At 61.1% G+C, this 20,725-nt stretch carries 20 protein-coding genes; 7 read left to right on the top strand and 13 right to left on the bottom strand.

Features of this window, described 5'->3' with window-relative positions:
* The first annotated feature begins 203 nt into the window (after window positions 1–203).
* The gene (locus JQ567_RS06300) at window positions 204–596 is read left to right on the top strand and encodes a VOC family protein (RefSeq protein WP_212265027.1); all 393 of its coding nucleotides are present in this window, start codon (window positions 204–206) and stop codon (window positions 594–596) included.
* A gap of 116 nt (window positions 597–712) precedes the next feature.
* Here JQ567_RS06300 and JQ567_RS06295 read toward each other — a convergent pair whose 3' ends face one another.
* Complete coding sequence (locus JQ567_RS06295) at window positions 713–1,666, bottom strand: cyclase family protein (protein ID WP_212438010.1); 954 nt, start codon at window positions 1,664–1,666, stop codon at window positions 713–715.
* Window positions 1,667–1,897: 231 nt separating this feature from the next.
* Between JQ567_RS06295 and JQ567_RS06290 the strand changes: the two genes are divergently transcribed.
* Window positions 1,898–2,176: a hypothetical protein gene (locus JQ567_RS06290; protein WP_212438009.1), complete on the top strand. Its 279-nt coding sequence runs from the start codon at window positions 1,898–1,900 to the stop codon at window positions 2,174–2,176.
* A 69-nt stretch (window positions 2,177–2,245) separates the two neighbouring features.
* Here the strand turns inward: JQ567_RS06290 and JQ567_RS06285 are convergent, their stop codons facing one another.
* The 5 genes from JQ567_RS06285 to JQ567_RS06265 all read right to left on the bottom strand — a co-directional run bounded on the left by JQ567_RS06285 (window position 2,246) and on the right by JQ567_RS06265 (window position 9,083).
* A complete protein-coding gene (locus tag JQ567_RS06285) occupies window positions 2,246–2,590 on the bottom strand; it encodes a hypothetical protein (protein WP_212438008.1) in 345 nt (114 codons plus the stop codon).
* Window positions 2,591–2,814: 224 nt separating this feature from the next.
* On the bottom strand, window positions 2,815–5,295 hold the full coding sequence (locus tag JQ567_RS06280) for a tetratricopeptide repeat protein (RefSeq protein WP_212438007.1): 2,481 nt from the start codon (window positions 5,293–5,295) through the stop codon (window positions 2,815–2,817).
* 367 nt (window positions 5,296–5,662) lie between these two features.
* A complete protein-coding gene (locus tag JQ567_RS06275; RefSeq protein ID WP_212438006.1) occupies window positions 5,663–5,884 on the bottom strand; it encodes a hypothetical protein in 222 nt (73 codons plus the stop codon).
* Between the two features lie 381 nt (window positions 5,885–6,265).
* Complete coding sequence (locus JQ567_RS06270) at window positions 6,266–7,072, bottom strand: hypothetical protein (protein ID WP_212438005.1); 807 nt, start codon at window positions 7,070–7,072, stop codon at window positions 6,266–6,268.
* Between the two features lie 208 nt (window positions 7,073–7,280).
* Window positions 7,281–9,083, bottom strand: coding sequence for an NAD(P)/FAD-dependent oxidoreductase (locus tag JQ567_RS06265; RefSeq protein ID WP_212438004.1), 1,803 nt, complete (start codon window positions 9,081–9,083; stop codon window positions 7,281–7,283).
* Window positions 9,084–9,426: 343 nt separating this feature from the next.
* On the opposite strand from JQ567_RS06265, the gene JQ567_RS38595 reads away from it, so the two are divergent.
* The 4 genes from JQ567_RS38595 (at window position 9,427) to JQ567_RS06250 (ending at window position 12,544) form a co-directional block, all read left to right on the top strand.
* The gene (locus tag JQ567_RS38595) at window positions 9,427–9,555 is read left to right on the top strand and encodes a hypothetical protein (protein WP_283816465.1); all 129 of its coding nucleotides are present in this window, start codon (window positions 9,427–9,429) and stop codon (window positions 9,553–9,555) included.
* A gap of 180 nt (window positions 9,556–9,735) precedes the next feature.
* Window positions 9,736–10,119 carry a GYD domain-containing protein gene (locus tag JQ567_RS06260; RefSeq protein ID WP_212438003.1) on the top strand — a complete coding sequence of 128 codons (384 nt, stop codon included), beginning with the start codon at window positions 9,736–9,738 and terminating at the stop codon, window positions 10,117–10,119.
* A gap of 248 nt (window positions 10,120–10,367) precedes the next feature.
* Window positions 10,368–10,907 carry a peptide-methionine (S)-S-oxide reductase MsrA gene (gene msrA / locus JQ567_RS06255; RefSeq protein WP_212438002.1) on the top strand — a complete coding sequence of 180 codons (540 nt, stop codon included), beginning with the start codon at window positions 10,368–10,370 and terminating at the stop codon, window positions 10,905–10,907.
* Window positions 10,904–12,544, top strand: coding sequence for an acetolactate synthase large subunit (locus JQ567_RS06250; protein ID WP_212438001.1), 1,641 nt, complete (start codon window positions 10,904–10,906; stop codon window positions 12,542–12,544). The genes msrA and JQ567_RS06250 overlap by 4 nt, the downstream gene beginning before the upstream one ends.
* Before the next feature lie 1,036 nt (window positions 12,545–13,580).
* Here JQ567_RS06250 and JQ567_RS06245 read toward each other — a convergent pair.
* The 5 genes from JQ567_RS06245 to JQ567_RS06225 form a co-directional block, all read right to left on the bottom strand.
* Window positions 13,581–14,801 (bottom strand): ABC transporter substrate-binding protein, encoded by a 1,221-nt coding sequence (locus JQ567_RS06245; protein WP_212438000.1) that lies wholly within the window; start codon window positions 14,799–14,801, stop codon window positions 13,581–13,583.
* Between the two features lie 195 nt (window positions 14,802–14,996).
* Window positions 14,997–15,953, bottom strand: coding sequence for an ABC transporter substrate-binding protein (locus JQ567_RS06240; RefSeq protein ID WP_212437999.1), 957 nt, complete (start codon window positions 15,951–15,953; stop codon window positions 14,997–14,999).
* A 63-nt stretch (window positions 15,954–16,016) separates the two neighbouring features.
* Complete coding sequence (locus JQ567_RS06235; RefSeq protein ID WP_249165283.1) at window positions 16,017–16,448, bottom strand: hypothetical protein; 432 nt, start codon at window positions 16,446–16,448, stop codon at window positions 16,017–16,019.
* A 45-nt stretch (window positions 16,449–16,493) separates the two neighbouring features.
* Window positions 16,494–17,180, bottom strand: a complete 687-nt coding sequence (locus tag JQ567_RS06230; protein ID WP_212437998.1) for a site-2 protease family protein — start codon at window positions 17,178–17,180, stop codon at window positions 16,494–16,496.
* Between the two features lie 17 nt (window positions 17,181–17,197).
* Window positions 17,198–18,103 (bottom strand): LysR family transcriptional regulator, encoded by a 906-nt coding sequence (locus JQ567_RS06225; protein ID WP_212437997.1) that lies wholly within the window; start codon window positions 18,101–18,103, stop codon window positions 17,198–17,200.
* A gap of 97 nt (window positions 18,104–18,200) precedes the next feature.
* Between JQ567_RS06225 and JQ567_RS06220 the strand changes: the two genes are divergently transcribed.
* Entirely contained in the window at window positions 18,201–19,109 is a 909-nt protein-coding gene (locus JQ567_RS06220) for a DMT family transporter (protein ID WP_212437996.1), read from the top strand.
* A gap of 67 nt (window positions 19,110–19,176) precedes the next feature.
* Here JQ567_RS06220 and JQ567_RS06215 read toward each other — a convergent pair whose 3' ends face one another.
* A complete protein-coding gene (locus JQ567_RS06215) occupies window positions 19,177–19,923 on the bottom strand; it encodes an SDR family NAD(P)-dependent oxidoreductase (RefSeq protein WP_212437995.1) in 747 nt (248 codons plus the stop codon).
* A 26-nt stretch (window positions 19,924–19,949) separates the two neighbouring features.
* On the bottom strand, window positions 19,950–20,681 hold the full coding sequence (locus JQ567_RS06210; RefSeq protein WP_212437994.1) for an SDR family oxidoreductase: 732 nt from the start codon (window positions 20,679–20,681) through the stop codon (window positions 19,950–19,952).
* Between the last annotated feature and the right edge of the window lie 44 nt (window positions 20,682–20,725).

The following is a 20,725-nucleotide window of genomic DNA, read 5'->3' as shown; positions in this document are numbered from 1 at the left end:
GGCAATTCCGCCGTTGCGGCTGGAACGGGTATTCGGCGTTATGACCTTTGAGTTGGGATAGCGGTCGGCGTTGCGGGAACGATCGGCCATATCAGCTGTTTATGAGATCACGAGCATCTTAGAGATGCAGCACGGTCGGCGATTGGCATCCGATGCTTGCAACGGAGCGGCAAAAAGCCCCGGCTGCTTTCAGGAGGAGCGAGATGGCCATCCATTTCAACCACACGATCTTGTCGACCCGCGACAGCAAGGCCTCGGCTAATTTCCTGGCCGAGATGCTGAATCTTCCGGCCCCGACGCGGTGGGGGCCATTTCAGATGGTCGCCACCGAAAACGGAGCCAATCTCGATTACATGGACACCGACGGCGAAATCACGCCGCAGCACTACGCCTTCCTGGTTAGCGAAGCCGAATTCGACGAGATTCTCGGCCGGATTACGGATCGAAAGCTGTCCTACTGGGCCGATCCCGGGCGGAGCCAATCAGGGGAGATCAATCGTCACGACGGCGGACGCGGGGTCTATTTCCAGGACCCGAACGGCCACCTGCTTGAACTTATCACCCGCCCGTATGGCAGCGGCGGGTGGAATCCTTGAGGTCCGGTCGTGCGACGTCCGCTCCACCTCCAGAGCAGACATCGCACGGCACTTGGACGTGATCATGGTTTACGATCGTCGAAGCACCGAGGCTCTCGGATATCGAAGAACCGCCGCTACCTCACCGCGACCGGCGACACCGTCGAGCCCGAGCCGCCCTGAATCTTGAGCGGCTGCATCACGAAGGCGAATTCTCCGACGCCCTTTTGCGCGAGGTCGTCAAGTTTGAGGTTCTCCAGCAAATGGATGCCGTTCACCACGAGCGCGACCTGATGCACCGGAAGCGACAATTGCTTGTCGGGGTTGGGCGAAACCTCGACCGGCCAGTTGTCGGCGCCGAGCAGCATCGGGTCTTTGGTGGCGAGCCAGAGCGCGGCCGGCACGCCGATACCCGGGCAGGATTTCACGTAGCGCGGGTTGTCCTTGCCGTAGAGCTTGCCCCAGCCGGTGTGGATGAGCACCGCGTCGCCGGGCTGCAGCGTCAGGTTTTGCTTCTTCAGCGCGCCCTCGAGATCCTCCACGGTGATTTCGTAATTGTCACCCAGCATCTCGACGCCCTTGAATCCCGCGACGTCGATCAGGACGCCGCGCGTGAACAGCGTGCCGACATTATGGATGCCGAACTTCTTGAAGCCGGTGCGATCGACGTTCTCATCGACCTTCTGGCAATTGTACCAGCTGTTGAGATGGGTCTGGTGCGCAAAGCCGTCGAACTGCGTGCCGACCTGGCCGAGCTCGGTGATGACGACCTCCTCGTTCGAGCCGCGCATGTTGGAGAACTGGTTCATGAAGGTGCGCTTGGTGTGCACGTCGAAGCGCCGCGTCCCGAAGAACGCCATGCTGGGACCGAGCACGTGCGCGAGCTCGATGACCTCGCCGCTCTTGATCAGCTTCGCCGCGTTCATCACGGCCGCGGGTTTCTGGTGATTGGCCGATCCGCGTTCGTCGGCCGCGCCCCATTTCGAAGGGCAGCGCTGGCTTTCCGCCGGAACGGTCCAGCTTGGCGCTTGCGCATAGGCGGCGGCGGAAAACGCAAGCGTGATCGCCGCACCCAAAGTGAATGCTTTCATCCCTGTTCCTCCCAAGAGCGGGTGCTCTGGAAAACGGCACCCCAGGATAGAGTATGCGGGTCCCGTCCGGGCGGTTCAAGGCATGACGACGTGCCTGAGACGATGTGCCATCCGGGCGAGGTAATCCATGATGCCAAAGCAAACCATGCACCGCAGCAAACAACATGGTGCTGCTTCCGACGAAAAACACGCTAGATTGAAGTCGCCACGTGCTTGCGATTCGGAGGAGCCATGTCAACACAGCGCCGGCGAGGCTTGCAGGGTGCGGGTCCAGCGAAGCGACCAACCGTCGATAAATATCCTGCTCGGCGATTTCCTATTCAGCATGGAATTCAGAAATTGGAAGAAGAACTGAACGCCTTCAACGAACGGATCGCAGAATTGGAAGATGAAGGTCACCGCGGGCATGCGATGAACGTGTTGAAGGAAAATGCGATAGATCTCGCGCGACGGATCGACGAGCTTCGCAGCTTGCTGGTCGAACCCGCAAAGAGAGGTCGGTCTCCGTAGGCTGCTCCAGGCGATGCCCTCGGGCTCAGTTTCTGATGCCCTCGGGCTCAGTTTGTGATGCCCTCAGGCTCAGTCTCCTAGAGCTTTCTCGTGAGCTTTCAGCGCGGCAGCCATCAGCTTCGGCAGGCTTCTGGCATAGGATTCAATGAATGCCGCATCGCCGCACGCTTGAGGGGCGCGGGCGGCCTGCTCGGCGATACGAGCCGCCTTTGCCTCGCACTTCGCGAAGATGTGCCAAAACCATTCCGGCTTTTTGGCCATCGCATGCTTATGCCTCTTGAGGACCGCGGCCCCAACGGCGCTCATCGCACTTACCGCACCCGCGCTCAGGGTACTGAGGGCTTGCGCGCTGATGATATCTTCGCGCGCTTGCGCGGGGCCGGCGGTTGCGGTTGCTCGAGCTTTGGTCGGCATGATCGGCTCCTGATGCGCCCCATCGGTTGCCCTGAGCATCAGCCCGCGAAGTTGAGGAACACTCAATTTAGATAGGTTGCGAACCGTTTTGGATTTCGCTCCGTTTTATGTATCTTTTTAGATGTTTCGAAGGCTTTGCTTCAAAGAAGGCTTTGCTTTCAAAGCAGTGCAGGCGCAAGACGCGGACGCGGCCGTTTGTGTCGCCACTTGCGTCGCCAGGCGCCTCATTTTTCCAGCCCTTTGGCGATCTTGCCCTTGATCTTCTTCGCTTCGGCTGGATCGGGCTTGAGCGACAACGCGTGCTCCCAGGATTTGCGCGCCTCGTCCTGGCGTCCCGCCCGCCAGTGCACATCGCCGAGATGGTCCCTTATTTCGCTAAACGTTGGTTCGAGAGCGGCCGCGCGCTCCAGGACCTTGATCGCCTCTGGGTAGTCGCCGAGGCGGTAGTGCGCCCAGCCGAGACTGTCGAGCATGTTGCCGTCATCCGGCCTGAGCTTGACGGCCTTCTCGAGCAGCGCGAGGCCTTCCCTGAGCTTGAGCTTCCGCTCGACCCAGTTATAGCCGAGTTGATTGAGCACGTCGGGCTGATCGGGATCGAGCTCCATCGCCTTGAGAAAATCCGCTTCGGCCTGCGGCCATTTGCCGAGGCGCTCAAAGCTCACGCCGCGGTAAAGCCAGTAGGTCCAGTGCGCCTTCTCCGGCTTGCCGGCCAGTTCGATCACCTTGCCGTAATCCCTGGCGGCGCGATCGAAATCGCTCTTGCCGCGGTAGGCATCGCCGCGACCGCTATATGCCCGCATATTTTTCGGATCGAGGCGGATCGCTTCGCTGAAATCCTTGATGGCGCGCTCGTTGTCGCTCTTGCTGGCGTAGACGCTGCCGCGATTGGCATAGGCCGCCGCATCGTTCGGCCTGAGGCGGATCGCCTCGTCGTACTCCTTGATGGCGCGGTCAGAATCGCCCGTGGCGACGAAAACAGCCGCGCGATTGAAATAGGCGGACACATATGTCGGGTCGAGGCGGATCGCCTCGCTGTAGTCAGCGATGGCGCGGTCGTTATCGCCCTTCTCCCTGTGGAGATTGCCGCGATTGTAATAGGCAATCACATACTTCGGATCGAGGCGAATGGCCTCGTCGAAATCCTTGATGGCCGGATCGTTATCGTGCTTGTTGGAGTAGACGACGCCGCGATTGTAGTAGGCCTTCGCATCGTTTGGATCGAGGCGGATCACCTCGTCATATTCCTTGATGGCGCTGTCGTAATCGCCCTTGGTGACGTAAACCACCCCGCGATTGAAATAGGCCGCCGCATATTTCGGGTCGAGGCGGATTGCCTCGTTGTAGTCCTTGATGGCGCGGTCGTGATCGCCCTTGTCCCTGTAGGCACTGCCGCGATTGAAATAGGCAACCCCAAATTTCGGGTCGAGGCGGATCGCCTCGTTGAGATCCTTGATGGCACGGTCGTTGTTGCCCTTGTTGGAGTAGGCGCCGCCCCGATTGCTGTAGGACGTCGCATTTTTCGGATCGAGCCGGATCGCCTCGGCGAAATCCTTGATGGCGCGGTCGTGATCGCCCTTTTCGGAGTAGGCGTGCCCGCGATCGTTATAGTCGTCGGCATTCTTTGGGGTCAGCGCCGTTTGCCCCGCTCTCGGCCGCAGCCGCGCCGCCTCGTCGAAATCCTTCCTGGCCCGGGCGGAGTCTCCCTTGTTTTCATAGGCCCGCCCGCGGATTTCATAGGCTAGCGCATATTTCGGATCGAGGCGGATCGCCTCGTCGTACTCCTTGACGGCGCGGTCGTAATCGCCTTTGAAGAAGTAGGCGCCGCCACGATGCAAATAGGCGCTCGCATCTTTCGGATTGAGGCGGATCGCCTCGCTGTAATCCTTGATGGCGCGGTCGTGATCGCGCTTGCTGGTGTAGGCAAGCCCGCGATTGAAATAGGCCTCCGCAAAATTCGGATCGAGGCGGATCGCCTCGTCGTGATCCCTGATGGCGCGGTCGTTGTCGCCCTTGTCGGAGTAGGCATTGCCGCGATTGCTATAGGCATCCGCCAATTTCGGATCGAGGCGGATCGCCTCGTCATGATCCCTGATGGCACGGTCGTTATCGCCCTTGCTGTGGTAGGCCTTGCCGCGGCTGGCATAAGCAAGCGCATATTTCGGATTGAGGCGGATCGCCTCGTCCAGATCCTTGATGGCGCGGTCGTAATCGCCCTTTATGAAGTACGAACGGCCGCGGGCGTTATAGGCACGCTCCGCTTTGGGATCGAGGCGGATTGCTTCGTCGTAATCCCTGATGGCGCGGTCGTGATCAACAGTGCCGTAGGCATAGCCGCGATTGACATAGGCGGTGACGCGGCCCGTCTCGCTCTCTGCCGCGCCGCGCGCCAACACCTGCGTGCATCCGGCGATCTTGCGATCCTGATCGGCGGTTTGACCGCAATCGTCCCACGCCTGGTCCGCCGCGCGGGCCGGCGGCGCGAGCAGGGGCAGGAACGCCGGAGCCAGGACCAGAGCCAGGAAAAGGGCCAGGAAACGGCAACGCCGGAACATCTCATCCTCCATCCAAAGCGCGTAGGGGGAAGGCGGCGCGGCGTATATTGTCGTCACGGCGTGGATCGCCCCCCGGGCATGGCCAGCATAGCCTGCGACGAGAATGAGGCCGCTCGCGCGATTGCGCAAGCCGAAGATGAAAGGCTCGTCCATGACCATATGCAGTGTCGTCCCGTTCGAGCGCGCGTGGCCATGGCGGGCAACGTCGTGAATTTCAAGTCCCACCGCTTCTTACCGGAAATAGCCGCCGCCCTCTCTCGAACGGCCGCTTCTGGCCGCAAAAGGAGACGTTAATGCGCAAACAAATGTATTTGAGCTCGTGGCTGATTGCGAATGAACAGGACCAATGTCGTTGTGCATGCCGATGCATCGATGCGCAGGGTTTGAAACGCCTCTCTCAAGATTTGACGAAATCGCGCGATGGCGTACTTCAAATATTGCCGATTGGCTCCAATGAGCATCGGGCGCGACTGTCTGATCCGGGATCTGGTGCTGTAAAGGGCGGAAAGGGATTGAAGCACTATGAGGTGGTGGACTTCTCCCCGTGACCTTTTCCGGTTTCTGCTAAGTTATCTGCGGGGCCTTCGGTCAGGTTGGACGGAGCAGGCCCCCTCGCGAAGGGCGTCGTCATGGCGTCGTAGTTACTCGCAAGACGCAACAGTCGTTTCTTGATGAAGGGGTCGGCTTCGTTGGCAAGTTGCCTGATTTGCCGGGCTCGGTCTTTATAAAACGCGTCGTCCATAAAGATCCCCAAATGCGGCACGTCCGGCATCCAGCGGCTAGTGGCTTAGAACGATTAGCAGAGCCCTGAAAACGCTCGTGTGAACGAGATCACAAGAGCATGCAAAATGAACGATCAGTGGAACTTTGGCGGCTCGGCACGAATGTTCGTCGCGCGAAATGGAGTTAGTAGCCTGATAGCAAAGTGCAACGGACCATCGGGGCAAACGGCCGCTTCTGGCGCGAATTCGGTCATTCGGCCAAATGCAGATGTCAGTGCCTTACGTCAAACGCGAATCGATCGGTGGCTGCAAACGACGACGACATCGCGCGACGCATAGCGCGCCGTATCGGATCAAAGCGCTGTTTCAGCACGAGACTTTGATGGACGTTGCATCGAAGGTTACCAGTCGTCGTCGTAGATCCACTCTCTTGGGGGTCGAGGCCGCACCCTTACGTGCGGCGACTGAAGCGTGCGCTCGGGCTTGCGCAAGGTCGGCGTCGGCTGCGCCGGAGGCGGTGACGTTTTGGGCGGGTTCTGCTCGGAAACCCTCGCTAGCACGCGTTTCATCTCTTCCTGGTTCGCCTTGAGCTCCTCAATGGCCTTTGAACTGTCGCGGACTATTTGTTGCTGGTTCGCCTTGAGCTGTTCGATGTTTCGCTCGAGAGTCGCGAGATCGCGCGCCATCGTTTGCAGCAACTCCGTGTGATCAGGAAGCGCTGCCGTGGTTGTCGGCGCGGCGTCTTGCGGCGCGGACTGGGGCAAGGGCGATGCTTGCGGTGGTGTTGCCTCCGCCGCGGCCACTTGAACGGTAGATGGCGCCGGCAGGGCGGGTACCGGCGGATTTTCCGACGGCAATGTTGAAACGAGCTGGGGGGCCCAACGGGCGACAACCAGCTTGGCCCCGGCTCCATAAGAGGACTGCAAAACCAGGGCAGCGACGACGATGCACGCCGCCAGCACCAAGCCGACGAGCGCCCGGCGCGCCGGTTTTCCAGGCGGTGATTGCGGGCGAGGTCCGGCCGAAGGAGGTCCGGCCGAAGGTGGGCGCTCGGCATCGTGCTCCATTTTTGCAACCCGTTCACTCACACGCGCAAGCTCTTCACCCGCGCGTGTGATCTGTCCGTAGGCGTGCGCGAGTCGTTCATCGGCGCGCGGGACCGGGGCATCGGAGGGGGCATTTGCCTGCGAAGTGGGTATGGAGTTCATTGGCGCTTCCCTTTTCCGTCCAACGTCATCCCAAGGTTGAGGTCGACTATTCGTCGGGTCGACCAGCCGCCGACACTGCGTTCAGTCTTGTTCAAAGAATGGCCGTAAGATGGAGAGAATGCTCGTATGATGGTCGGACATCAGCAGACCGGCCGGGCCGGCCTATAGGCGCCGTCTCCAGACCTGCTCAAAGCAATCGAATAGGCAATCAGCTCAGATGGTGGGCCTTCTGGAGGCCGTAAACCGGTGTGGGAATGTCTTCCATTCTCGCTTTCAACTGGAGGGACAGAAACTGGGAGTAGTGGCGTGACTGGTGCAGGTTACCGCCATGGAACCAAAGCCCCTCCTGCTGCGTCGGCTTCCACATATTTCGCTGTTCGCCTTCCCATGGGCCGGGGTCTTTGGTCGTATTCGAGCCTAGTCCCCAGACCTTACCTACCTTGTCGGCAACTTCCCTGGAGATCAGGTCCGCGGCGAAGCCGTTCATCGAACCGTACCCGGTGGCGTAAACGACGAGATCAGCCGGCAGCTCGGTCCCGTCGGTCAAGATGACGGAATGTTCCGTGAGCTTTTTGACATCGACGCCGCTTTTCAGCTTGATGCTGCCATTGGCTACCAATTCCGAAGCGCCGACGTCGATGTAGTATCCGGATCCACGCCGCAGGTATTTCATGAACAAACCGGAATCGTCGTCACCATAATCGAGCAGGAAGCCTGCCTTCTCGAGGCGCTTGTAGTAATCGGCATCGCGTTCCCTGATCGCGTTATAAACCGGGATCTGGAACTCGTGCAGAATCTTGTAAGGCAGTGACGCAAAGATCAGGTCGGCCTTGGCCGTCGTCATTCCAGACTGGACCGCCTGTTCGGAGTAAAGCGAGGCCAATCCGAGCTCCATCAGCGAGTCCGACTTCACAACGTGGGTCGTCGAGCGCTGAACCATGGTAACGTCCGCTCCGGCTTCCCAAAGCGCGGCACAAATATCGTGGGCGGAATTGTTCGAGCCGATCACCACGGCTTTCTTGTTTTTGTATTTGTCCGGTCCCGGATGCTGCGACGAATGGTGCTGATCGCCCTTGAAAATGTCCATGCCTTCGAAGTTCGGGATGTTGGCCTTGGCTGACATCCCCGTCGCAAGTACGAGCTGTCTTGGCTTGAGGACGACTTCCTTGCCGTCGCGCTGCACGATGACGGTCCATTCGCGGCTCTTCTCGTCGTAGGATGCCTTCTTGCATTCGGTGGCGCCCCAGTAGTTGAGCTCCATCACCTTTGCATACATTTCGAGCCAGTCCCCGATCTTGTCCTTCGGTGAGAAAACCGGCCAGTTCCGGGGAAACGGCAGATAGGGCAGATGATCATACCAAACCGGATCATGCAGGCAGAGGGACTTGTAACGTTTGCGCCAGCTGTCGCCAGGTCGTTCGTTCTTTTCGATGATGATTGTCGGCACATTGAGCTGGCGCAGCCGGGCTCCGAGTGCGATGCCGCCCTGACCGCCACCAACAATGACGCAATAGGGCTGACGCGAGTATCCGAGTTCGGCGGCTTCGGCCTCGCGTTCTTCCTTCCACGTTTTTCGATTGCGTTCGGCGCCGTGTTTTGCCCCCATCGGACGGTCGAAGCCCACTGCCTCTTCGTGTCCCTTGAGTTCGCTCATGGTCGTCAGCAACGTCCAGATCCGGCCGTCTTTCAGGCGGATGTGGCCAAAGCCACGCGCGACCTCCGTTTCGAATTGTATCCAGCTCTCTATTATTCCATCTGCTTCGGAAGCGTCCTCTCCGTCCGCAATTCTCCAGCTCGACGGCTTCGTATCGGAGAGCCGCGCCTTGAGCATGTCGTGAACCTGTTCCTTGCCCTCCATTGTCTTGATGTTCCAGGTGAAGGTCACGAGGTCGCGCCAGTAGCAGTCAGTCTGAAAGAGATCGACGGCGCGTTCCACCTCGCCAGCGGACAGCGCTTTGTCGAACGCGTTGAGCAGATCAGACATTTTTCCGTCCGGGGCCTTGTCGAGCATGATGTCCTCCCTTGTGCCGATGGCAGAGCTGCGCTCTTTTCTCGTTCCGGCGAACTGAAGCCGAGGCGCCGACGAAAGCGATGAGCTCGCGAAGTGTCATTCGGTCATTCAGGACATATCTAAATTCTAGCACTTTGCGGCGAAGAGGCGAGGGGGAATCAGCCAATTGGGGTCGGAATGCGGCCAGGCATCGGGATTGGGTCCGACACCTGATTTTCAGGGAACGTCCGGTTTTTTGACGCGCAAGCGACCACCACGAGCAGTGCATGCTGAGCCATCGAGAGATCTCCTCTCGTTCAGAAAGGCTGAGCGCCTGTTGGCACGGTGCCGATCCGGAGGACGAATGCCGCCGCTCGGCGAGATCACTGAGAAGACCGACGAGGACTCCCGGTCAAATCGGCGTCCGATCGAACTCATCGGCTCGCCGGCCTGCCAGCGATCCCAGATCTCGGATCGCTGGGCCGCCGAGTAGTAAATGCGACGTCGCTGCTTCATGTCCACACTCCATCTTTGCCAAAAGATTAGAGTGTTGCGCTGACCAATTGAGCCCACCCCCCATTTCGGACATTCGATTGCAATGCTAATGCGAACATCACCGCGACACGACGTTACTTCGGAGAATGGACCACCAGCGAATGCAGAGGAGGCCAGCATGACGATTTACATTTCTCAAGGTCGTTACACCGCAGCGGCCATCAAGGGGATGACTGCGAAGCCGGAGGACCGTTCCGAGGCGGTCGCGGAGCTGTTCGCCGCCGCCGGTGCTCGACTGATCAGTTGGTATCTGACTTTGGGACCCTACGATTGGCTAATCATAGCGGAAGCACCGGATGAACCCACGATGATTTCAGCGGTGCTTGCGGCCGCTGCGGGTGGAAGCCTTTCAGACATAACCACTACCGTGGCGCTCACGGCGAGTGATACGGCAATGGCCTTCCAGCGGGCAGGCGAGCTTACTCTGAAATTCAGATCGGCGGGCAGTGCTGATTACTACGGAGTAGGGATCGATTCGGGCCGTGAGATCGGCGAGGCTTGAACGCCAGATTCTGGGATCTGCGCTGCCGCCGACATGACGGAGCCAGCAGGGTCGTGGGCAATAGGCGTGCCCGCTGCTGCTTCGTCAGCCGAGCGTGGGCTGCCGGATCGCTAATGCAACTCGAACGCTTCTGGCGCAAAGCAGCCGCTTGTTGTTGCTGTTTGCAATTTGGCATCGTTCGGCCGCATTATGCGCGCTTGATGGCTTGCGGGGAATGACGCCCGCAGCGAAGCGAAGGGAGGACCGACATGACGGTTTCGACGGAACGCGCAGTCCTTGCCGGTGGCTGCTTCTGGGGTGTGCAGGATTTGCTGCGCCGCTATCCCGGCGTGATTTCAACGCGGGTGGGCTATACCGGCGGCGAGGTGCCGAACGCGACCTATCGCAACCACGGCAATCATGCGGAGGGCATCGAGATCATCTTCGATCCGAAAACCATCAGCTACCGCAAGCTGCTGGAGTTCTTTTTTCAGATCCATGATCCTTCGACGTTGAACCGCCAGGGCAATGATTTGGGCCCGAGCTACCGGTCGGCCATCTTCTATACCAATGATGAGCAGAAGCGGGTCGCGGAAGACACCATCGCTGACGTCGATGCATCCGGTCTTTGGCCCGGCAAGGTCGTCACCGAGGTGGCGCCGGCCGGCCCATTCTGGGAGGCGGAGCCCGAGCATCAGGACTATCTGGAGAAATATCCTGACGGTTACACCTGCCACTTCATCCGGCCGGACTGGACGCTGCCGCACCGGGCGGAGAAAGCGGAGCCGGGAGTGAGGGGAGCCGCGTGACAAAAGCCTCCGATCTCTTGGTGGCGGCCCTCGAAAACGAGGGCGTCGAATACATCTTCGCCATTCCCGGCGAGGAGAACCTCGACGTGCTGGAGTCGCTGCGGCGCTCGAAGATCAAGCTCGTGCTGACGCGGCACGAGCAGGCCGCCGGCTTCATGGCGGCCACCTACGGGCGGCTTACCGGACGGGCGGGCGTCTGTCTGACGACGCTCGGTCCCGGCGCGCTCAATCTGACGACATCAGCGGCCTACGCGCATCTCGGCGCGATGGCGATGGTGATGCTCACAGGGCAAAAGGCGATCCGGAGCAGCCGTCAGGCGCGCTTTCAGATCGTCGACATCGTCGCAACCATGCGGCCGCTGACCAAGATGGCGACGCAGATCGTGTCAGCACAGAGTATTCCGACCCTGGTTCGCGACGCCTTCCGTGTGGCTCAGCAGGAGCGGCCGGGCCCGGTGCATCTCGAACTGCCCGAGGACATCGCGGCCGACGACGCCATCGCCGATATGATTCCGCCGCACAGCGTCGAGCTGCCGGTGGCGCCATCAGCGGCGATCGATCGCGCCGCTGCCATGATCATGGCCGCCAAAAAGCCGCTCGTGATGCTGGGCGCCGCGGCGAGCCGCCCGCAACTCGCCGAGCCGCTGTCGGCGTTCGTGCGGCGATGCAAGATTCCGTTCTTCAACACCCAGATGGGCAAGGGCGCCGTCAATGCCGGCTCCAATCTCTACATGGGCACGGCGGCACTGTCGGAACGCGATTGGGTGCACGAGGCCATCGACCAGGCCGACCTGATCATTTCGATCGGCCATGACACCGTCGAGAAGCCGCCGTTCCTGATGGGCCATGACGGACCGCAGGTGATCCATGTCGGCGTCACGCCGGCGACGGTGGAGCAGGTCTACTTCCCGCAGGCCGAGATCGTCGGCGACGTCGGTGCCGGCCTTGCCGCGCTCGCCGATCGCCTCGAAGGCAAGCTCCCCAACGCCTCGGCATTGCTAAGTTTGCGCGAAGGGATTCTTGCCCACCTTGCCGAGCGGTCGACCGAGGACCGGTTTCCGCTGACGCCGCAGCGCATCGTGCACGACGTTCGCGGGGTCATCCCGCCGGATGGCATCGTGGCCCTCGACAACGGCATGTACAAGATCTGGTTCGCGCGCAACTATCGCACCAGCGTCGCCAATACGCTGCTGCTCGACAACGCACTCGCGACCATGGGGGCAGGGTTGCCTTCGGCGATCGCGGCGGCATTGATTCATCCGGACCGGCGCGTGCTCGCGGTCTGCGGCGACGGCGGCTTCATGATGAATTCGCAGGAGCTGGAAACGGCGGTGCGGCTCAAGCTGAACCTCGTCGTGCTGATACTGGAGGATCGCGCCTACGGCATGATCCGCTGGAAACAGGAAGTCGACGAATTTCCCGACTTCGGCCTCGAGTTCGGCAATCCTGATTTCGTCGCCTATGCCAAGTCATACGGCGCCAAGGGCGCGCGCGTCGGCAAGGTCTCGGAGCTCTCGACGATGCTGGAGGGAGCTTTCAGCGAAGGCGGCGTGCATCTCGTCGTGGTGCCCGTCGACTACAGCGAGAACATGCGTGTGCTCGTCAACGAACTGCACTCGGTAGCCCAGGCCGTGTGACAGCGCGCTTCTGACGCTTCGGGCTCGGTAGGCTAGTAGGGTGGGCAAAGGCGCTCTTGCGCCGTGCCCACCATCTACTTCGATGGCCTGAATGGTGGGCACGCTGCGCTTTGCCCACCCTACGAACTGCGGACCCGGCAGTGCGGCCCGTAGCCCGGATGAGCGCAGCGATATCTGCGTTTGCGAAGAATCCCGGATGTCGCGACGCTTCGCGTACACGCCTTGCGTTTTCGCCGGCAATCACTGCTACGTGCGACAAATTGGCCCGTCGGGCAAAATTTCGCTTTTCCAGAAGGGCAAATCAGGGGCACATAATAGCCATCCCGTCCCACTCAGAGGGCGTCGGCCGTCGTCACGGACGTTGGACGGGTTGCGGTGGACGCCGATGTTGCGAAGACGTAACGCGACAGAGGCGTACGGCGAAGGCGCGTGGTCCTGACACCCCGTTGCTGGTGTCAAGTTCCTGAGAGGCCAAACGCCGATCAGGGGCGACGGTGGCAAGAAAGCCCGTTCACCGGGGAGATCGCGTTATAAGCCGTAAAGCCATTGCGCAGGGAAGGCCGGGTGTTCTCCGCTGGCCTGTATGCTCGTGTGCACTTTGTTTTGTGCAAACCGCACGCGAGACCGCGGGTGCAGCGCGCACCCGGTCTTCCCTGCGCCCTCTTACGAGAGGGCGGGAAGTTTCTGGCAAAGCTCGGGCGCAATGCGTCGCGAGAATGCGAAGTCGCGTTTGGATCTTGGTGCAACAACAACCTCGCCGTCGTCCCGGCCTTGAGCTCAGATGCGCAATTGCGCATCGGGGGACCCATACGCCGCGGCCCATCGGTGAGAGCGCTGGCGTTAGAGACCTTCTGCAAACAGTGTCCGCCGCGGAGTATGGGTCCCGGCGTTCGCCGGGACGACGAATAGGGTTAGCTGTTGAAAATTGAATCAGAACATCTCGCAACGGACCTGTTTCGCGCCGTCGCGCGGGAAGGGGCGAACCGATCGCCCAACACAAAAATGCCGGCGATCGCTCGCCGGCATTTTAGCCGGATCAGGTCTTCTTCACCATCGGGCAGACGCTCTTGTCGAGCGGAATGAAAGCTTCGTCGGCGGGGATGGTGGTGACGAGGTTGTAATAGTCCCACGGATATTTCGAATCCGCCGGCTTCTTCACCTCGAACAGATGGGCCGGATGGATCTTGCGGCCGTCGGCGCGGACCGTACCCTTGCCGAACAGGTCGTCGTCGGTCGGCATTTCCTTCATCTTGGCGACCACCGCGCGGCCGTCATGCGGATTGCCGCCGAGCGCTTCCAGCGCCTTGAAGTAATGGATCAGCGAGGAATAGACGCCGGCCTGCACCATGGTGGGCGGGCCCTTCTTGTGCTTCTCGTTGAAGCGCTTGGTGAAGGCGCGGGTCTTGTCGTTGGCGTCCCAATAGAACGTCTCGGTGAAGTTCAGGCCCTGCGCGACCTTCAGCCCGAGCGCGTGAACGTCGGTGATGAACATCAGCATGCCCGCGAGCTTCTGCCCGCCGGAGACGATGCCGAACTCCGCCGCCTGCTTGATCGAGTTGGTGGTGTCGCCGCCGGCATTGGCAAGGCCGATGATCTTCGCCTTCGAGCTCTGCGCCTGCAGCAGGAAAGAGGAGAAGTCGGCATTGTTGAGCGGATGCTTGACGCCGCCGAGCACCTTGCCGCCATTGGCGGTGGCGACCGCAGCCGTATCGCGTTCGAGCGCGTGACCGAAGGCGTAGTCCGCCGTCAGGAAGAACCAGCTGTCGCCGCCGGACTTGACCAGCGCCTTGCCGGTGCCGTTGGCCAGCATCCAGGTGTCGTAGACCCAGTGAATCGTGTTCGGCGAGCACTGCGAGCCGGTCAGATCCGACGACGCCGAACCGGAGTTCAAATTGACGACGTTCTTGTCCTTGGCAAGGTTGGAAATCGCAAGGCCAACGCCGGAGCTGGCGAGATCGACGAACACATCGACCTTCTCGACGTCGATCCACTGCTTGCCGATGTTGACGCCGACATCAGGCTTGTTCTGGTGGTCCGCCGAGATCAGCTCGATCTTCCAGCCTTTCGCCAGCAAACCGGAATCATCGATCGCCATCTGCGCGGCGACGCTGGAGCCGGGGCCGCCGATGTCGGCATAAAGACCTGATTGATCTCCGAGGCTTCCGACCTTGACGACCTTGTCGAGCGTTTGCGCAAACGCTGCGCCTGCAAATACCAGGCTCGTGGTCATCACCAAAGCTGCAATGGATCGCTTCATTTCCCCTCCAAGGAATCTTTCAAGGATATTTTTGAATGTTTGGCTAAACTCGCAGCGCCATTATGCCCGGCATCGTGTTCGCCGCCTAGCTGCTGCGGTGGATCGTGCGTGCAGGGAATATTCCATCTCGCGGTCAATAAACGGGCGGGCTGAAATTAAATCACGCCCCCGGAGCGCCGCCGGCATTGCGCCGCGTTACTCCAGCACTTCGTCTGCACGGGCCAGCATGCCGGGCGGGATTGCAAGGCCGATAGCCTTCGCAGTCCTGAGATTGATCTTGAGGTCGAACTGGGTCGGGAGTTGTATCGGCAGATCGGCGGGGCGCGCGCCTTTCAAAATCTTGTCGACATACTGGGTGGCTCGCCGGAACTGGTCGGAACTGCGCCCCGCGTAGGACAGCAATCCGCCATCGCTGACGAAACCCTCTAGCGGTGACACCGCCGGCAAGCGCGCGGCCACAGCCAGTTCGGCGGCGCGTCTGACGGGAAGACTGGGCTGAACCAGTACTACATCCACCCCATCGCGGCTGACACGCGAAAACGATGATTCAAGATCGTCGGGACCCGGAATCATCACCGTCAGCAGCTCAAAGCCCGTTTTGGAAGAGGCCACCTCGATCTGTTCGAGGAACGGCTTGGTGTAAGAGTCGGTGGCGTTACATAACGCGGCCAGCTTCCTGGCGGAAGGCAGCAACTCCCGGATCAGTTCGACATTTTTTCCGATCAGATCCGTGATTCCACCCATTCCCGTGATGTTGCCGCCGGGGCGGACCAGGCTGGCAACGAGCCCCGTGGCAACCGGATCGCCTGCGCCTGCCATGACGATTGGAATTTGTGTCGTTGCCTGCTTGGCGGCGCGGACGGCCGGCGTCAACCAGGCAAGGATAACGTCGACCTTGCGTTCGACCAGTTCGCTCGCAAGCCGGGGCAGAGCTTCCGCTCTGCCTTGAGCGGATCGGAGATCGATCCGAATGTTTTGGCCTTCGAGATAACCGAGGCGCTGCATCTCGTCTTTGAAGACAGCCAGAAGCGGAGCGGGATCGCGATTGCCGGCAAGCAGGATGCCGACGGTCGGCACCCGTGGCTGGCTGTTAACTGCGCTTGACCACAGTGAGGTCCCAAGCAATCCGACGATAAATTCGCGCCGCTTCATTGCGCCTCGCATGTGCCTGCGTCCGATCGTAGCATGAGATCGGAACGGGCGGAGGTATTCGGCTTACTTGAGGTAGTACCGGATGCCGACATAGACGACGACGAGGCACGCAAAGATCAGCGCCACAGGCAGGGGCTGCTTCGCCTGTGGTCCTGACGCCGCGACCTTTGGCTTGGCAGGCGGCCGGCGAAAGGCGGTGACGTTGCCGGTGTCGGCCGCGGCGTCGCTGGCGCGCGCGGGAATTGCCGGTGCGGTCCCGGCGCCGCCCATCTCCGCATAATAGCTCTTGTACATGAGCTGGATGGTGGCCTCGGACGCATCGGGATCGCTCATCTTCTCGAGCAGCTGCTTGTAGCTGACGAGAAAACCTTGCGCCTCGGCGGGCAGGGCGGAAGCGCCGTTGAGCTTGGCGAGCATTCTCCAGGTGGCAAAATCCGCCCTCGCGCGGGTGTCGGCGCGTCGTGCAATCAACATATCGGCGGCTTTGATCACCATGGCCCCAAGCCAACTCCTCCTTGTCCGGCGTTCTCTATCTCAGGTTTATGCGTTGCCCGTGATAAAGAGAAGCGCGCGGATCACATAGCCGGTCAGTGTCCGTAGTATTGCCGAAATAACATCAAGATTTAGGCCGAGCTGGCTGCCCAGGATCGGCAGCAGGATCAGCAGGCCGATCAGGATCAGCATGCCATAGGGTTCCAGCCGCGACAGCGGGTAAGCCAGCACCCGCGGCAGCAGCCCCACCGCGACCCTTCCGCCGTCCAGCGGCGGGATCGGCAGCATGTTGAAGATCGCCAGCACGATATTGATCAGGAACGCATTTTTGAGGTTGTCCGCGGTCCATTGCGCCGCATTCGCGGGCACCAGGGGCATGATATGGAAGGCAAGGGCCACCAGCACGGCCAGGACGATGTTGGTAGCCGGGCCCGCCAGCGCCACCCAGACCATGTCGAGCCGGGGATGGTTCAAATTGCGGAAATTCACCGGCACCGGCTTGGCGTAGCCGAACAGGAACGGCGAATGCGAAAGCAGCAGCAATCCGGGGAGAATGACGGTCCCGAACGGGTCGATATGCTTGAAGGGGTTGAGGCTGACCCGGCCGAGTTGCCAGGCCGTGTTGTCGCCGAGGCGATAGGCGGCAAAGGCGTGGGCGGCCTCATGCAGGGTGATGGCGAGCAGGACCGGCAGTACCCAGACCGATACGGCGTACAATGAGATGTTTGAAAACAAGGGACTGTCCACTCAGTTCAGGCAACGCGAACAACGCTGTCAGGTGCGCGCCTTGATAACACCTCATCGCGACGGTTCGAGATGCCGGTGCGCAAATGATCGGCGAGAAGCGCGCCTGCCGGTGATAGGTCAGTGGCGCGATGCAGGCAAATGTCGGCAGCCGGCAGTCCCGGCAGGCCGTCATGGTCCGACAGCGCGCGCAATCGCGGCGGAAAGGTGCCGGCCTTCACGACGGTCACGGCCAGACCCAGCGCTGCGACCGCTTCCACCGCGGCAAGGCTGTGGCTGACGAAAGCCAGCCGCCATGGACGCCTGGCGGCATCAAGCGCGTCGATTGCCCATTTCCGGAACAGGCAGCCCTGCGGATACAGTGCCACCGGCAGCGGCTCCTGCTGTTCGACCGCGTGAGAAGCGCTGGTTGCCCATACGGCTTGTTCGCGGCGCAGGAATTCGCCTTCGCCGCGGCCTTCGGGATGCATCGCGATAACGAGGTCGTAGGCTTCGCCGAGCCTTGCCGGCATCGAGGCTGTGAGCCCGGTTTCCATCTCGACATGGATACGCGGATAGCCGGCGAGGAAACTCGCCAGCAAGGCGGGGACGACGCAGGTGCCGTAATCGTCCATCACGCCGAGTCTCACGACGCCCTCGATCTTGCGCTCGGCGAGCCTGCCGACAGCTTCCTCGTTGAGCGTGAGAATCTGCCGCGCATATCCAAGCAGGCCTTCGCCCGCGGCGCTCAAATCGACATTCGCCTTGGTCCGGTTGAACAGTTCTGCGCCGAGGCGATCCTCCAGGCGCTTGATCTGCATGCTCACGGCCGATTGGGTCCGGTTCAGCATGATAGCGGCACGCGTGAAGGAGCGGTGGTCCGCCACCGCGACAAATGCCTGCAACAGATCCGGATCAAGGTTGGGCTTGCTCATCACGATACGTTATTTCTGGCATCAATTAAATTCCATTTGTTGATTAGTACCCCTCCCTTATCCTCGCCCGCAAGCCGGAAAGGGGAGGATTTGACCGATGGGAGAAGTTTGGGGTGTGCTGGCGGCGGTATTATCCAGCGCGCTTGGCGGGACTTCGATCGGTGCCACCCGCTATCTCGTGAGCGCGATTGATCCCCTCGCCATCGGCTCGTTCCGGTTCGGCATCGGCTTCGTGTTGCTGCTGCCGGTGGCGCTGTGGCAGGGCGGCCGCTGGCCCGCACGCCGGGATTGGCCCGCCGTGGCCGGTTTGGGCGTGCTGTTCTTTGCCTTGTTCCCGCTGCTGTTCAACGCCTCCCTGATCTTCACTACAGCAGCGCGGGGTGCGCTTGCCTTGTCGACTCTTCCATTGCTGACAATGGTCGTCGGTGCGGCGCTCGGCAGCGAGGCGTTGACGTTGCGCAAATCGCTTGGGGTTGTCATCGCGATGCTCGGCGTCGCACTCGCGCTGCTGTCGGGCCTGGCCTTTGCGCCGCCTGGCGCCTGGCGCGGCGATCTTCTGATGGTCGGCGCCGCCTTGTGCATGGCGCTCTACAGCATCTGGTCGAAGCCATTCATCGCGCGCTCCGGGCCGATCTCCTTCACCACCATGGCGATGGGCGTGGGCGCGGCGTGGCTGATCGTGGTTTCGTGCTGGCGCGGCAGTTTCGCGCCGGTCGCCGATTTCGGGATGCCGCAATGGCTCGCCGCCACCTATCTCGGGGCCTTCGGCAGCGCGCTCACTTTCTATCTCTGGGCGTTCGCGCTGGCGCGCACCACGCCGACCCGCGTCGCCATCTCAGTCACCGTCAATCCGGTCGCAGCGTCGCTGGTGGGCGCGGTATTGCTCCATGAACCGCTCAGCTGGAACCTGGTCGGTGGCATCGTCACGGTTTTCGTCGGCATCTGGATCGCAACCACGTCAGGCCGATCGCTGAGACCGGTAACGCAGGTGTCCCGAACATACTAGAGCTTGCGGTTTTGGATGGACGTGAGGCCCCATATCTACTGTGCATGGGGTTGTTTTTGCATTTTTGTTAGTAGGTCGCCCGGCCGCCGGAGATGTCGAACACCGCGCCGGTCGAGAAGGCGCAGTCCTCCGACGCCAGCCAGGCCACCATGGCGGCGAGTTCTTCCACCAGCACGAAGCGGGCCTTCGGGATTTTCGACAGCATGAAGTCGATGTGCTGCTGCGTCAGCTGGTCGAAGATCGCGGTCTTGGCCGCCGCCGGCGTCACGGCGTTGACCAGGATGTCGTGCGCCGCCAGTTCCTTGCCGAGCGACTTGGTCAGCGCGATCAGGCCGGCCTTGGACGCCGAATAATGCGCGGCGTTGGGATTGCCTTCCTTGCCGGCGATCGAGGCGATGTTGATGATGCGGCCGTATTTGTTGGCGAGCATCGCCGGCACCACGGCCTTGCAGCAGATGAAGGGGCCGTCGAGATTGATGCGCATCACCTTGCGCCATTCGTCGAGGTCGGTTTCCCACACCGTCTTGTTGATACCGGCGATGCCGGCATTGTTGACCAGGATGTCGATCTTGCCGAACGCCTTCAGCGTCGCGTCGCGGGTGTTTTCGACGGCGGCGAGGTCGGAGACATCGACCTTGAACGCGGTGACATTCTCGCCGATTTCCCTGGCAGTCTTTTCCGCAAACGGCAGGTCATGGTCCCAGATCGCCACCTTGGCGCCGGACGCCACAAAGCGTTCGGCGATCGCGCGCCCAAAACCCTGCGCGCCGCCGGTGACGATGGCGCAGCGGCCGTTCAGATCGATCTTGTTCATGCTGGAATCCCTTGATCGCGTGGCCGTTAGAGCATGTAGCCGCCATCGACGACGAGGTCGACGCCGGTGGTGAATGCGCTTTCGTCGCTCCCAAGATAGATCGCCATGGCCGCGATTTCCTCTGCGGTACCCAGTCGGCCCATCTTCTGGCGGGCAACGAACTTCTCGCGTCCATCCGGGCCAGCGGCGGCCGCGCGATCGAGCATCGAAGGCGTCTCCACGGTGCCGGGGCAGATGCTGTTGCAGCGGATGCCCTGATTGATGAAGTCGAGCGCAACCGCGCGCGTGAGCAGCGAAACCGCCGCCTTGGACGCACTATAGACATAACGGTTGGCCGGTGGCCGGAGCGCCGCGCAGGACGAGATGTTGACGATGCTGCCGCCGCCGCCTGCCATCATGGCTGGCAAAAACGCCTTGATGGTCCGGTGCATCGATTTGACGTTGAGATCGAACGAGAAATCCCAGTCTTCCTCCGAGCACTCCATGATGGTTCCGTGGTGCACGAAGCCCGCCGCATTGAGCAGGATGTCGATCTTTCCAACGCGCTTGGCGAAGGCGTCGACGTCGGCGGTGCTGCGAACGTCGAGCCGAGCCATCTCGGCAACGCCTTCCTTGCCCAGGGTGGCGATGCCGCTTTCATTGATGTCGGTGGCGATGACAGTGGCGCCTTCGCGCGCGAATGCTATTGCGCAAGCACGCCCGATGCCCGCCGCCGCGGCGGTGACGACAGCGCGCTTTCCCTTCAGTCGATCAGACATTCATTTCTCCTGGAATTCGTCTCGGGTGTTTCCTTGCGTCATTG

Origin of the sequence: Bradyrhizobium sp. AUGA SZCCT0431, assembly GCF_018131065.1 — a bacterium.
Lineage (GTDB): Bacteria > Pseudomonadota > Alphaproteobacteria > Rhizobiales > Xanthobacteraceae > Bradyrhizobium.
The sequence above is the reverse complement of the archived record's forward strand: the minus strand, read 5'-3'. Positions and strand labels throughout refer to the sequence as shown.